Annotated in this window: 13 protein-coding genes; 4 read left to right on the top strand and 9 right to left on the bottom strand. The window is 63.7% G+C overall.

Annotation, left to right across the window (positions count from 1 at the left end; translation table 11 throughout):
- Positions 1-11 precede the first annotated feature (11 nt).
- Positions 12-287, bottom strand: a complete 276-nt coding sequence (locus AC0L2U_RS22125) for a hypothetical protein (protein ID WP_127269574.1) — start codon at positions 285-287, stop codon at positions 12-14.
- Positions 288-431: 144 nt separating this feature from the next.
- Between AC0L2U_RS22125 and AC0L2U_RS22120 the strand changes: the two genes are divergently transcribed.
- Positions 432-2,453: an amidase gene (locus AC0L2U_RS22120; protein ID WP_128288612.1), complete on the top strand. Its 2,022-nt coding sequence runs from the start codon at positions 432-434 to the stop codon at positions 2,451-2,453.
- A 10-nt stretch (positions 2,454-2,463) separates the two neighbouring features.
- On the opposite strand, the gene AC0L2U_RS22115 is transcribed toward AC0L2U_RS22120, so the two are convergent.
- The 8 genes from AC0L2U_RS22115 to AC0L2U_RS22080 form a co-directional block, all read right to left on the bottom strand.
- Positions 2,464-2,874: a hypothetical protein gene (locus tag AC0L2U_RS22115; RefSeq protein ID WP_127396571.1), complete on the bottom strand. Its 411-nt coding sequence runs from the start codon at positions 2,872-2,874 to the stop codon at positions 2,464-2,466.
- A 128-nt stretch (positions 2,875-3,002) separates the two neighbouring features.
- Positions 3,003-3,650, bottom strand: coding sequence for a ThuA domain-containing protein (locus AC0L2U_RS22110; protein WP_128288613.1), 648 nt, complete (start codon positions 3,648-3,650; stop codon positions 3,003-3,005).
- 39 nt (positions 3,651-3,689) lie between these two features.
- The gene (locus AC0L2U_RS22105) at positions 3,690-4,712 is read right to left on the bottom strand and encodes an LLM class flavin-dependent oxidoreductase (RefSeq protein ID WP_164873964.1); all 1,023 of its coding nucleotides are present in this window, start codon (positions 4,710-4,712) and stop codon (positions 3,690-3,692) included.
- A gap of 70 nt (positions 4,713-4,782) precedes the next feature.
- Positions 4,783-5,670 (bottom strand): ABC transporter permease, encoded by an 888-nt coding sequence (locus tag AC0L2U_RS22100; RefSeq protein ID WP_127326506.1) that lies wholly within the window; start codon positions 5,668-5,670, stop codon positions 4,783-4,785.
- Positions 5,667-6,626 (bottom strand): ABC transporter permease, encoded by a 960-nt coding sequence (locus AC0L2U_RS22095; protein ID WP_292700559.1) that lies wholly within the window; start codon positions 6,624-6,626, stop codon positions 5,667-5,669. The genes AC0L2U_RS22100 and AC0L2U_RS22095 overlap by 4 nt, the downstream gene beginning before the upstream one ends.
- A gap of 7 nt (positions 6,627-6,633) precedes the next feature.
- Positions 6,634-8,271 (bottom strand): ABC transporter substrate-binding protein, encoded by a 1,638-nt coding sequence (locus AC0L2U_RS22090; protein ID WP_473602660.1) that lies wholly within the window; start codon positions 8,269-8,271, stop codon positions 6,634-6,636.
- A 34-nt stretch (positions 8,272-8,305) separates the two neighbouring features.
- Positions 8,306-9,082: a DUF427 domain-containing protein gene (locus AC0L2U_RS22085; RefSeq protein WP_473602659.1), complete on the bottom strand. Its 777-nt coding sequence runs from the start codon at positions 9,080-9,082 to the stop codon at positions 8,306-8,308.
- Between the two features lie 21 nt (positions 9,083-9,103).
- A complete protein-coding gene (locus AC0L2U_RS22080) occupies positions 9,104-10,462 on the bottom strand; it encodes an LLM class flavin-dependent oxidoreductase (protein ID WP_127809708.1) in 1,359 nt (452 codons plus the stop codon).
- A 190-nt stretch (positions 10,463-10,652) separates the two neighbouring features.
- On the opposite strand from AC0L2U_RS22080, the gene AC0L2U_RS22075 reads away from it, so the two are divergent.
- The 3 genes from AC0L2U_RS22075 to AC0L2U_RS22065 all read left to right on the top strand — a co-directional run bounded on the left by AC0L2U_RS22075 (position 10,653) and on the right by AC0L2U_RS22065 (position 13,085).
- Positions 10,653-11,525, top strand: a complete 873-nt coding sequence (locus AC0L2U_RS22075) for an ABC transporter ATP-binding protein (protein WP_473602658.1) — start codon at positions 10,653-10,655, stop codon at positions 11,523-11,525.
- Positions 11,526-11,582: 57 nt separating this feature from the next.
- Entirely contained in the window at positions 11,583-12,458 is an 876-nt protein-coding gene (locus AC0L2U_RS22070) for an ABC transporter ATP-binding protein (protein WP_473602657.1), read from the top strand.
- Between the two features lie 204 nt (positions 12,459-12,662).
- The gene (locus AC0L2U_RS22065; protein ID WP_127809706.1) at positions 12,663-13,085 is read left to right on the top strand and encodes a cupin domain-containing protein; all 423 of its coding nucleotides are present in this window, start codon (positions 12,663-12,665) and stop codon (positions 13,083-13,085) included.
- Positions 13,086-13,222: the final 137 nt, after the last annotated feature.

Raw genomic sequence — 13,222 nt, 5'->3', positions numbered from 1 at the left:
CCGCCTGCCGCCTACTTCCCACAGTGATGGTCGTTGATCTTGTTCACCGCATTCGCGTCGGGTCCGACGCGATGATAGGAGCACGCGCCGGCGGCCGTCGTCACCAACTGCTGATCGTAGTAGCGCGGGCCGCCGAACAGGATGTCGATGAGATCGCCTTCGGCGGGAACGTAGCGTTCGGATTGGACCCGGCGGTCGTGGTGCCGGTCGCCAGCGAAAGCCGGGGCGCAAGCGCTTGAGCCCATGGCGACAGCGAGAGCTAGGATCGCAACGCATTTGGTGGTCATGCCAATACCCTCCTGGCCATTCCGGAATCACACCATACATCCAAAACCGCCAGCCGGACAAAAGTTCCGGAGCAGACCGCGATAGGCTCTTGCCGAAGGCAGCTGCCTCGCTCATCCATGGTGCGTAGAAATGTGGAACCTGTGATGACCGATGCCAGCCTTCATCTCGTCGAAGCGACGATCGACCAACTGCGCCGCGCGCTTGATGACGGCACCGTCACCAGCGTCGAACTGGTCGGGGCTTATCTCAGGCGCATCGGGCATTTCGACCGCCACGGCATCAGCCTCAATGCCGTCCCAGTGCTCAATCCTGATATGTTCGAGGAGGCGGCAGCCTCCGACCGGCGCCGCCGCAACGGCGCCGTGCTCGGACCGCTCGACGGCATCCCCTACACCGCCAAGGACAGCTACAAGGTATCAGGCCTGACGGTCGCCGCTGGTTCGCCCGCCTTCGAGCATCTCATCGCCAATGAGGACGCCTTCACCATCGCCCGGCTGCGCGCCGGCGGCGCCGTGCTGATCGGGCTGACCAACATGCCGCCAATGGCCAATGGCGGTATGCAGCGCGGCGTCTACGGTCGCGCCGAGAGCCCCTACAATGGCGACTATCTGACCGCCGCCTTCGCATCGGGCTCATCCAATGGCTCCGGCACGGCGACAGCAGCCAGCTTCTGCGCCTTCGGGCTTGGCGAGGAGACCTGGTCGTCCGGCCGCGCGCCGGCCACCAACAATGCGCTGGTCGCCTACACGCCGTCGCGCGGCGTCATTTCGGTGCGCGGCAATTGGCCCCTGGTGCCGACCATGGATGTCGTGGTGCCGCACGCGCGGACAATGCCCGACATGCTCGAATTGCTTGACATCATCGTCGCCGACGATCCCGAGACGCGAGGCGATTTCTGGCGCGCGCAGCCCTGGGTCAAGCTGCCGAAAAGCTCCGATATGCGGCCGCCCCGCTATACCGATCTCGCACTGGCGGGATCGTTGAAAGGCAAGCGCCTGGGCGTGCCCAGAATGTATATCGGCCGCGACAGCGAGGCCGATGCGCCGATCGAAACCCGCGCCTCGGTGCTTGCCCTGTGGGAGCGGGCCGCGGCCGATCTCACGCGGCTTGGCGCCGAGGTGGTCGAGGTCGATTTTCCCGTCGTTTCCAACTATGAGCGCGACCGCCCGGGTGCTCGCACCATGGTCGAGCGCGGGCTGATGCCCCAGGAGTTCGCCGAGCGCGAACTCTGGGATCTCTGCATCTGGGGCTGGGACGACTTTTTGCGCGCCAATGTCGACCCGGCCTTGCCCGATCTCGTTTCGGTCGACGGCCCAAAGATCTTCCCGCAGCCGCCCGGCACGCTGCCCGATCGCTATGAAGGCGGCTTCGACCTGAGGGAATATGTCGAGCGGGCATGGTCCGGCGTCACGCCCTTCGTGGACATTCCAACGCTGGAAGAGGGACTGAAGGGACTGGAAGCGACAAGGCGGATCGATTTCGAGGACTGGCTGGACGCGCAAGGCATCGACGCCGTGGTGCTGCCTGCCGCCGCCGATGTCGGGCCGGCCGATGCCGATATTGATGAGATGTCCGCCGACCTTGCCTGGCGCAATGGCACCTGGGTCGCCAACGGCAATCTGGTCTGGCGCCATTTCGGCATCCCCACCGTCACCGTGCCGATGGGAACCATGGCCGATATCGGCATGCCGGTCGGCCTCACCTTTGCCGGCAAGGCCTATGACGATGAGAGACTGCTGCGCATGGCCGGCGACTTCGAACGCTCCACGCAGCGCCGCACCCGCCCGCCGCGCACGCCGGAACTTGACGACGATGTGTTTTCAGGCCGTCCTGCCCGAGCCGGCGACAGCAAGGTGCCAGCGTTCGCGATCACGCTTGCCGCCGAGACGCGGCCTTCCGGCGATCAGGACGAGATCGTCATCACGCTCGAACTGCCCGGCGAGGCCGCCGAAACGGCCAACATCCAGGTGCATGTCAACGGAGAGGTCGTCGTGCTGCAGCGAAGCGGTGCGCGCCTCAGCGGGCATGCCCTCATTCCGGCCGCCGAGCATCAGCGCTTCCACAGCGTCTGGCGTGGCTCCTACGGTTCGATCGTGACGGCGGTGGTGCGGCTGGAGGATGGGCGCACCGCTGGCGCCTTTGCGGTCACCGGCGGGATAAAATGAGTGCTGGGCACTAGGAGGGCAGAGAGGCCAGCCATTCTTCCCAAAATTCCTGCTGAATGTGGACGAAAACCGGAACCACGTCGACGCCATCGTCAAATATGTCGACCAGATCCGTCTCTTGGGGAAATCGCCCCATCGTCACCTTGCAGGCCATCAATCCGCGACTCTTCTCCATCACGGTATTTTCGGGATAAACATTGGCACTCGCCCCGTAGCAGAAGGGCAGCAAACCATCGGCTTCGAGCCCCTGACGGATCTGGAACAGAGCTTCGAAAAAATCTTCCTCTTCGGCCCTGATCACCTTGTCCCGGTAGCCGCATGTCAGGCTGCAGACGGCGCCCTCTACATGCAGCGTAAACACGGCTTCCTCGTCTCCGCCCGTGCCCCCTCCGACCAAGAATACTGTCCGCTGATGATCCATTCCACCCCCCTTTGCTGTTCACCGGATGGTAGTTCGACAGCGGCCGACTTTCTAGCCATTGCAGGAATTCAGACCTCGCTGCCTCCGCGGTTCGCCGCTCGCCTTTCGCAATTGGTGACTGACAGAGGCTACCCCCGCGCCGCCCAAAGCAAACCCCGCTCCACCATCAGCGCCATTTCCGGCACCGCGAACTCATCCGCAGTGTGACCAAGGGAACTGTAGAAAACCTTCCCCGCCCCATAGCGCCGTTTCCAGACGACCGGCATGACGACGCCGCCTATCCCAGGAAAATGCGCGTCGGTGAAGGTGGTGGTCGCCAGCACTTCGTTGCTCGGGTCGACATGCATGTAATACTGCTCCGACCGGTAGGCGAAATCGCTGATGCCCAATGTGATCGGCTCGTCCGGCCTGGTGATCGCGACAGTATAGTCGATGATATTGCCGGGGTGCGCCACCCATTGGCCGCCGGTCATGAACTGATAGTCGGGCTCGTTGCGAAAACTGTCGCCCATAGTGCCGTGGAAACCGCCGAGCCCGCTTCCCCCGCGAACGGCAAGCGTCAGGTTCTGCAACTCGGCCTTTTCGATCGTCGACATCGTGATGACGGGCACGATGAGATCGAAGGAAGCAAGCTCCGGATCGGCGAAAATCGCGGTGCCTTGGCCGAGCGTGACGTCGAAGCCGTTTCGCTCAAGCAAGGTGCGAACGATATTCGCGCTCTGCTCCGGCGTGTGGCCCTCCCAGCCGCCCCAGGCGATCAAGGCCTTCTTTGGCATTGTGTACCTCCCTGGAACTCCGCCCTGATCGATCCGGCGTCAGCGCCAGCCAAGCGCCGGCGCGACATGGGTCAGGATCGCCTCGATGACATGCGCATTGTAGTCGACGCCAAGTTGGTTCGGAACGGTGAGCAGCAGCGTGTCGGCCTCGGCGATCGCCTCGTCCTGCGCCAATTCCTTGATCAGCACATCCGGCTCGGCCGCGTAGCTGCGCCCGAAGATCGCCTTGGTGTTCTCCTCGATGAAGCCGATCTGGTCGCGGCTCTCATTGCCGTGGCCGAAATAGGCACGGTCGCGATCGTCGACCAGCGCAAAGATGCTGCGGCTGACCGAGACGCGCGGCTCGCGACTGTGACCGGCCGCTTTCCAGGCCTCGCGATAGATGCGGATCTGCTCGGCCTGCTGGATATGGAACGGCTTGCCGCTCTCGTCGAATTTGAGCGTCGAACTCTGCAGGTTCATGCCGAGCTTGGCCGCCCATTCCGACGTGGCGTTGGTGGCCGCACCCCACCAGATCCGCTCGCGCAAACCCTCCGAATGCGGCTCGAGGCGTAAGAGGCCGGGCGGATTGGGGAACATCGGCCGCGGATTGGGTTGGGCGAACCCCTCGCCCCGCAGCGTCTCGAGGAAGACCTCGGCGTGATGCCGCGCCATGTCGGCGTCGCTCTGGCCTTCCGGCGGCGCGTAGCCGAAATGGCGCCAGCCATCGATCACCTGCTCGGGCGAGCCACGGCTGATGCCAAGCTGCAGGCGGCCGCCGGCGATGATGTCGGCAGCGCCCGCATCCTCGGCCATGTAGAGCGGGTTCTCGTAGCGCATGTCGATGACGGCGGTGCCGATCTCGATGCGGCTGGTCTTGGCGCCGACGGCTGCCAGCAACGGGAACGGCGACGCGAGCTGGCGGGCGAAATGATGCACGCGGAAATAGGCGCCATCCGCCCCCAGTTGCTCGGCGGCGATCGCCAGCTCGATGGATTGCAAAAGCGCGTCCGAAGCCGAGCGCACTTGCGATTGCGACGAGGGCGTCCAGTGCCCGAATGACAGGAAACCGATTTTCTTCATAGCCATGCGATATAAGGATGCGCGTCAGGCTTCAATGCAAAAGAGATTTTTCGACACGCCCGATCAAGGCTCATGCATCGCTATTCTCGAAGGCGCCGATGCCTTGTGCGATCAGATTGGTTGCCATCACCAGCGAGACGATTGCCGCGGAATTGAAGACGACGACCCACCATTTGCCGCCGGTCAGGAAACCATAGCCGTCGGCGACGGCCAGCCCCCAATCGGCCGATGGCGGCTGGATGCCGAGGCCGAGAAAGCTCAGCGTCGCGATCGAGAAGAACGCGTAGCCCAGCCTTGTGACGAGCTCGATGAGGATCGTTTCCCTGATGTTGGGCAGGATCTCCAGGAACATGATGGCGAGCGGACCTTCGCCGCCGAGCCGCGCGGCGCTGACATAGTCGCGCTCCTTCTGCTCGCGCACGGCGGCGCGGACGGTGCGCGCCACTAGCGGCGCGTAGGCGATGCCGATCACCAGGATGACCGTTAGATTGGACGGGCCGATGGCCACCAGCGTCATGGTGACGAGAACGATGAACGGAAACGCCATCAGCGTATCGAGCAGCCGCGCGCCGATGGCATCGACCAGGCCGTCGAAATAGCCGAGCACCAACCCGATGATGCTGCCGGCGGCGACACCGGCCAGCGTCGCCAGCGGCGCAACCAGCAGGATGTCGCGCGATCCGACGACTATGCGGGACAGCACGTCGCGGCCGAGCTGATCGGTCCCGAACCAGTGCAGCGCGTCGGGCGGCGTCAGCATCGCCAGGAAATCCTCGGCATAGGGATCGTAGGGAACGAAGAGGTTGCCTGCTATGGCGCACACGACCCAGAACAGAAGCAGCAGCGATCCGACCACGACCGACGGCGGCAATCCGGCGAAAGCACTGCGGATCCGGCGCACTGCCGGAAAGCCGGCCACGGAGCGCGGTGGTGCGGGAAACTCCGCCAGATCCGTCATGGCGAGGTCCGGCGGCGTTGCCGCGGATCGAGCAGCGCCAGTACGAGGTCGCCGGCCGCCGCCGACAGCACGAAGATTGCCGCCATCACCAGCACGCCGGCCTCGAGCACCGGGAAATCGCGTGCCTTGGCCGCATTCAGAACCAGATTGCCAAGCCCCTGGATGCCGAACAGCGCCTCGATCACCACCAGCCCGCCAAGCATGTAGCCGGTCTGCGTCGCCAGCACCGCGATGGTCGGCGTCAGCGCGTTGCGCAGCACGTGCCGAAAGATGATCTCGCGCCGCTCGAGCCCTTTCAGGACGGCGGTGCGCGTATAATCGGCGGCCATTGCCTCGATCACCCCTGCCCGCGTCATCCGGGCGATGTAGCCGGCAAGGTTCAGCACCAGCGGCAGCGCCGGCAGGATCAGATAATAGCCATGCGTCCAGAAGCCCGCGCCATCGGGCGCAACACCGGAGATCGGGAACCAGTTCAGCCACAGGCCGAAAACGATGAGCAGCATCAGGCCAGAAACGAAATCAGGCACAATGCCGAAGGAGACGCCTGCCATCACGATCAGCCGGTCGATCAAGCGGCCCGCATTGAGACCGGCAACGACGCCGGCACCAACGCCCAGCGGAATGAGAAAAATCAGAATAATGCCGGCAAGGGCGGCGGAGCGCTTGAGGCTTTCCAGCACGAAGGGCGCCACCGGCCCGCGCATCGACAGCGAGGTGCCGAAGTCACCGGTGACGGCCTTGCTAAACCAGAGCCAGTACTGGACGAGAACCGGCTGATCGGCGCCCAGCCGCTTGTTCAGTTCCGCCACCGCCTGCGCATCGGCAAAAGGCCCGAGCATCACACGGCCGACATCGCCGGGCAGGACCTGCCCGGCGAAGAACACCAGGATGCTGACCAGCCACAGCGTGAGGACAAGTGTGCCCAGACGCGCTGACAGAATGCGACCGGTCAGCATGTCGCGATCATGCCTGGACGAAGGAAACGCGGTCGAGCAGCAGATGCGAGATCGCGGTGAAGCCCACGCCCTCGACCTTCGAGCTGACGATCCGGCTGTATTGCGAGAAGTAGCTGATGATCGCCGGCGTCTCGTCAAGCAGCAAGGTCTGGATCTTGCCGGCAACGAGGCGCTGTGCCTGCAGATCACGCGCCTTAGAGTAGTCGAGCAGCAGCGCATCATAGGCCGGGTTGTTGAAATGCGCCGCGTTCCAAGCTCCCGAACTCTTCAGCGTGGCGTTGAGGAAGATGTCGGGCGTGCCGCGATGGCCGTAGTCGGTGATGCCGAGCACCGAATCCAGCCAGGGCGAGCTGCCGAAGGTGGCCGAGCCGTAATAGGCGTCCTGTGGCAGGACATTGAGCTTGACGTCGATGCCGGCCTTTTTGGCGAAGTTCTGGATGATCACCGCATAGTCGGGAATGTCATAGGCGCGCTCGGTGGTCAGCGTCACCTCGAAGCCGTTCGGCACACCCGCCTCGCCGAGCAGCCGCTTGGCTTCCGCAATGTCCTGCTTGCGCTGCGGCACCGACGGATCGGCCGATGGGAAGATCGGCGCGAACGGGGTGTCGTTGCCGACGATGGCGCGGCCCTTCAGCAGGCCCTTGACCACCGCCTCGCGGTCGATGGTGAGCGCCAGCGCGCGGCGGATGCGCTTGTCGGTGAACGGCGCCTGGTCGGTTCTGAGATGCACCTGATCATGCGAGCTTGCCTGCACGCTCAGCAGCTTGAAATTGGGATTGCCCTCGATCGCCAGCTCCAGGCGCGTCGTGCTCGGGATGACGTCGAGCTGGCCGGCCTGCAGCGCCAGCACCTGCGCCTGCTCGTCGTCGAAGAACTTGATCTCTACCCGGTCGGGCAGCGCCTTGTCGCCCCAGTAGTCCTCATTGCGCACGAAGCTTGCCCCTTGCTTGGGACGGAAGGATTCGAGCTTGAACGGACCGGTGCCGTTGAAACTCTTCTCGAAATCACCGGCATAGTCGGCCGGCAGGATGACGGCATTATAGACGTCGGAGGAGACATAGAAGGGAAAATTGCTGTTCGGACCATCGAGATGGAAGGCGACTGTTTCGTCATCGACCAGCTTGGCGCCGCCCTTGGACAGGATGCCCTTGTAGGCCGACAACGCCGACGAACCGCTGGCCGGATCGACCAGCCGCTCGAAGCTCGCCACAACATCCCTAGCGGTGACCGCGCGACCATCGTGGAATTTCACCCCTGGCCGCAATTTGAAGGTCCAGCGACTGGCCGTCTCGTTTGCTTCCCAGGACAGAGCCAGCTTCGGCTGCAGACCATTCTTCGGATCGTCGAGGATCAGATACTCGCCGACCTGGCTGATCACCCCGATGCTGGCCGGATCGGTCACCGAAACCGGATCGATCGCCTTGGTCGGCTGGCCGAGCCCGACGCGAACCGTGCCGCCGGCAGCAGTCGAGGCGCGCGCGCCTCCAAGCCCTTGCGAAGCGGCAAAGCCGGTCAGGCCGAGCAGTGCGGCGTATTTCAGGAGATCGCGGCGCTTGAGAAAGCCGCCCTGATATTCGTCGACGGCGACATTCCAGATGTCCCCCGACAGATTGCGAACTGCGTCGATATCTCTGAGTTTGGTCATGTTAAACCCCTGCCTTGAAATGAAGATTGAGAACCTATGCGACAGGTTCGCCGTCGAGATGGATGCGGTCGACGGCCTGCGGATAGAACGCGATGAGGCCCTTGATCTTGGGCATTTCCTCTATGGGATCCCGGTAGCTCCAGGCGATGTCAGGGCGCACCGAGCCGTCGCTCAGCAGGCCGGACCAATAGGAGGCGATACCCTTGTAAGGACATCGCGTTGTTGTGACGGACGCCGTCAGCCGCTCCAGCCGGATGTCTTCCGCCGGCAGATAGAAACGCGTCGGCAGATGCGTCTCGAAAAGCAGAACCGGGCGGTGGCTGTCGGCGATCGGCTCGCCGTCGAACCAGATTTGCACATGGCTGGAGCTCTGCAGCACATCGATGCGTGCATAGGGATCGCGGGCGTGGACGAAGACTTCCTCTTCCTCCTCGAACCATTGGTCGACGGCTTTCCAGGTGAAGGCGATGCGGCCGGCCAGAGGCGCCAGGTTTTCATCCGGTGGCGACACGAAAGCCCAGGCCGCGTTGGCGCTGCGCCTGTCACCGCTGTCGATATTCCAATAGGCGGTTTCGCCACCGACCGGGTGCGGTTCGCGATGCAGTGAGGGTCTCAGCACCGACGGGTCGACCGCTGACGGCGGGAAGAAATAGATCGGCAGGAAATGGTTGGAGCGCAGCACCAGCACGTTGCGGCTGTCGGCGATGGTGCGGCCGCCGAACTTGACGCGCACGCGCTTGGGGCTGTGCAGGACATTGACGAGCTGCGGCGCGGTGGCTTCGCGGGGCTGCAATCTTGGTGCAACGGTCATGATCGTTCTCCCGGCCTGACGTCAGGACACCGCGCGCGCATTGTCGCGTTGTTCGGCGAAGCGATTGGCTGGTCGCGCCAGGCCGAAGCGGTCGCGCAGCGTTCCCGGCGCGTATTCGGTCGGGAACACGCCGCGCCGCTGCAGCTCCGGAACCACCTGTTCGGCGAAATTCACCCAGTCCTCGGGCAGCAGCGGGAACATCAAGTTGAAGCCGTCGGCGGCACCGGAAACGAACCAGTCCTGCAACTGGTCGGCGATCTGTACCGGCGTGCCGGCGACGGTCGGCACCGAACCGCTGTTGGCGAGTTTGCGGGCGATCTCGCGCAGGCTGAGATTCTGCTTCGCCCATTGCTTGACCCGGTTGAGCGACGTGCGTCCGCCGTTGAACGTGCTCTCGTCCGGCAGCGGCGGCAATGGCCCGTCCGGCGGGAACAGCGACAGGTCCAACCCGCTCCAGCTGGACAGAAGGTCGATGCCGACCTGATCCGGCAGCAAGGTCTGCAGGTATTCCTGCTTTTCCCGGCCTTCTGCTTCGGAGGCGGCGACAACAGGCAGGATGCCGGGCAGGATCTTGAAGCTCTCCGGCCGCCTGCCGTGGCGGGCCAGCCGCTCGTTGATATCCTGACGGTATTTGATGCCATCCTCCTTGGTGCTGTAGATGGCGAAGTGCGCATCGGCCTGTGCGGTGGCGAAGTTCTTGCCGTCTTCGGAGGATCCGGCCTGGACGATCAGCGGATGGCCTTGCGGCGGCCGCGAGACGTTGAGCGGCCCGCGCACCTTGAAATGCTTGCCCTTGTGGTCGACGGGGTGGACCTTGTCGGGGTCGGCGAAATAGCCCGACGCCTTGTCGATCAGCAGCGCCTCGTCTTCCCAGCTGTCCCACAGCGCTTTGACGATATCGAGGAATTCGGCCGCACGCTCGTAGCGGAACGCATGTTCGATATTGCCGTCGCGGCCGAAATTGCGCGCCTCCTCGTCCATCGCCGAGGTGACGACGTTCCACGACGCCCTGCCCTTGCTGATGTGGTCGAGCGAGGCGAACATGCGCGCCACATTGTAGGGCTCGCTGTAGGAACTCGATGCCGTGGTGATCAGGCCGATATGCTTGGTCACGCCCGCCAGCGCCGAGAGCAGCGTCAGCGGTTCGAGGCGCGCATTGGCGTAGTGGGCGACGCCGCTCTTGACCGAATCCCAAATCGAAACGTGGTCGGCGACGAAGATGGTGTCGATCCTGGCGCGCTCGGCCGCCTGCACGAGATCGCGGTAGAATTCGAAGTCCAGCACCTCCCGTTCCGGCGCCCTGGGATGGCGCCACGACATCCGGTGATCGCCCTGCGGGTTGAAGAAGAATGCGCTGAGGATCATGTGGTCTCGAGCCATGACGGCCTCCTTCCAGATCTGCTCCGGAGACCGTCGCGCTGCCTCGGCAGACGGCGACAATCTCTCCTGAGGCATGAAAGGTAGATTGCGCTTCGGCTTAATCCGAGTAATTTTATAGAGATAATGCACTCCGAAAGCGGAAGCGATTGCCCTCGATGGCGGCGCTGGAAGAAAGTGGTTTCAAGTCCCCATGTCCTCCTCGGTTCTGAACGTAGACCAGCTGTCCGTCGCCTATGACGGGCGCAAGGGATCACATCCCGCCGTCAGCGGCGTGTCGCTGCACATAGGCCAAGGCGAGGCGCTCGGCCTGGTCGGCGAGTCAGGATCGGGCAAAAGCTCTGTGGCGCTCGCCATCCTGCGTTATCTGCCGAAGAACGCCCGTATCGCGGCCTCAGCGCTTGAATTCCAGGGCCGCGAAATCCGCGACCTTTCCGCCGAGCAGCTCCGCCGGCTCAGGGGAAATCAAATCGCGGCCGTCTACCAGCATCCGGGCGCGGCGCTCAATCCAAGCATGACGATCGGCCGGCAGATCACCGAGACGATCATGCGGCACCGCCCGGTTCGCCTCGACGAGGCGCGCGAGCGTGCGGCCGAACTGCTCGGCCGGGTCCGCGTCAGCCATCCGGAGCGTGTGCTGGATCTCTATCCGCACGAACTCTCCGGCGGCATGCAGCAGCGCGCCAACATCGCCATCGCGATTGCGCTCGACCCGTCGCTGCTGGTGCTGGATGAGCCGACGACGGCGCTCGACGCCAGCGTCCAGTCCGAGATCATCGCCATCCTCTCCGACCTGCGCAAGGATCACAAAACCAGCATCCTGCTGATCAGCCACGACATCAACATGATCCGCCGCTCCTGCGACCGGGTGGCGGTGATGCAGGCGGGAACCGTGGTCGAAAGCGGCGTTGCGGGCGATGTCTTCGACAACCCCTCTCACGCCTACACCAAGGCGCTCATCGCCTCGATCCCGGCGCTCAACTACACCAAGCGGGACGGAAGACTGGCGGAGGACGGCATGCCAGCGCACCCCACAGCGCAAGGCGAAGACGCCGGCTTGCCATAAGAACGCCGGATCGCGATCGCCTGCAAAGGCATCAGCCATGTCTTCGGCAGCCAGCCAGTGCTGCACGGCATCGATCTCGACATCGGCCAGGGCGAAACCTTCGGGCTGATAGGTGAGTCCGGTTCGGGCAAGTCGACCCTGGCACGCATCGTCACCGGCCTGCAGATGCCCAATGCCGGATCGGTCGAGCTGTTCGGCAGGACGGTCGCGCCGCGCGTCGAGAAGAGAAACCTTGCCGAACGCCGCGACGTGCAGATGGTCTTCCAGTCGCCGGATCGCACGCTCAACCCGCGCCAGCGGATCGGCCGCATCCTCGGCCGCCCGCTGCGCCGGCTCGCCGGCCTGCGCCGCAGCGAGGTGAGAGCCCGCGTCGGCGACCTGCTGGGCTCGGTTCGCCTCGCCGGCACTACCGCCGAGCAGAAGTCGCGCTCGCTGTCCGGCGGCCAGCGGCAGCGGGCGGCGATCGCGCGCGCCTTCGCCGGCGTGCCGAAGGTCGTCGTGCTCGATGAACCGACCTCCGCGCTCGACGTCTCCGTCCAGGCGACCGTTCTCAACCTGCTCAACGACCTGCAGCGCGACAAGGACACGACCTATCTGTTCATCAGCCACGACCTCAGGGTGGTGCGCTACATGGCCGACAGGATCGGCGTGCTCTATCGCGGACGCCTGGTCGAAACCGGTTCATCCGACCAGATTTTCAAAGGTCCCAACCACCCCTATACGGCCCTGCTGCTGGCCGCTTCTTCCGATGAGGCCGAGCCGAAACTATCCGCTCCAGCCGAGATCGAGGCCACCGGTGTCCCGAACACCGGATGCGCCTTCGCCGATCGCTGCCCCCTGGTCCTGCCCGACTGCAGAAAGGCAGAACCGCCCGCCAACGAGGTCGCGCCCGGCCACCGGATCACCTGCTGGCGGCACGGCCAGGGTTTTTGAACGGCTCAACAGCAGTACGAAGGTCCGCAGCAGCGGGGTTTAGCGGCAAGCAAATCGTCGATGTATGGAACCTCTCCGACGGCTACTGCGAAGTTCACGCGGCCATGCTTTAGTTGGGCGCTTCCTCGCATACAAATATATTCGTCTGTGCTAATATATTGCGGTCATGCACATTCGTTCGTGACGAACATGTGGGAGGATGCGATGAAAACCATGAATCGCAGGTCTGCAATTGCTCTGGGTGTGACGGCTGCCGCGATAACGCCTCTGTTCACCTTGGCGGCATCAGCGAAGGTCAAGAAATACGGCCCGAAGGAAGGCAAGGAGATTGCGCCCGGTGTCAGGGTGGTTGAGGTCAGCACCGGCGACTCCGACATTCCCGCCTACAAGAGCATCGCAATCGTCGACGTGGTGTTCCAGCCCGGCGCACACGCGCCTCAGATGGTGATGGACAATGACATGGTCTGCACCATTACTTCAGGCGCGTTCACGATCAAGAAAGCCGACAAGGAATTCAAGCTCAAGGAAGGCGACATGTACACCTGCGCCAAGGGCAAGACCGACGAGGCGACGAATACAAGCAAGGAGGTCGGCGTCCATCGTATCGCCGTCCTGATACCTGCCTAGAGCATGATGCCGAAAAGTGTGAAGCGGTTTTCGGACGACATCATACTCTATCTCTTTGATTTAGAGACGGATTCAGATTTCAGCTCGATTCGACCTGAAATCATCCGGCTCTAGCAGACCGGATTCCGGCCGGATGG

Source organism: Mesorhizobium sp. WSM4808 (assembly GCF_055811675.1).
This window is presented reverse-complemented; position numbering and strand designations above follow the sequence as displayed.